The sequence below is a fragment of the Myxacorys almedinensis A genome (assembly GCF_010091945.1).
GTDB lineage: Bacteria > Cyanobacteriota > Cyanobacteriia > Leptolyngbyales > Leptolyngbyaceae > Myxacorys > Myxacorys almedinensis.
In genome coordinates, this window is the sequence record NZ_WVIE01000084.1 from 1 (window position 1) to 507 (window position 507).

The following is a 507-nucleotide window of genomic DNA, read 5'->3' on the forward strand; positions in this document are numbered from 1 at the left end:
CTCGCTCGACTTGCAGCCAAAAGGCTTGCCTGCTCTCCCTCCTGCCATCTTTTAATCCGTCGAACTCACGTTAAAATTACTTGGGAGTGTTGAGCCACGATTTTGCCAATCCGTTCTGAGTCACTCATCTGCACTGCCACCAGTTCATCGTAACGAGCTAACAGATTACTCACTGTCCGTTCACTCACACGCACACCCTTGGTTTGGAGGACTTGGTGGATCTGTGGCACACTCCGATGCTCTTGATAGCGCAGTCCCCCGACGAAGGCCATCACATCCAATCCGAATTCCTGTTGGGGCATTGCCCATTTCCCTTCTGCTTCCGGTCGATAAGCCAGACAAAATCGCTCGCATTCGGGCGTTGCACACCGTCTGATTTTCAGCCGCAATTGCACGACTCCGTTGAGCGTTCGGACTCGGCGGAAGTTGTCATACTTATTCCACATCCATCCCCCGCAACTCGGACAAGTTGGCTGAATGCATTCCAGCACTTCCTCTCGCGTGGCT

At 53.1% G+C, this 507-nt stretch carries 1 pseudogene; it reads right to left on the bottom strand.

Features of this window, described 5'->3' with window-relative positions:
• Nucleotides 1–65: 65 nt before the first annotated feature.
• A pseudogene (locus tag GS601_RS22745) lies at nt 66–507 on the bottom strand (ISNCY family transposase); the annotation flags it as partial.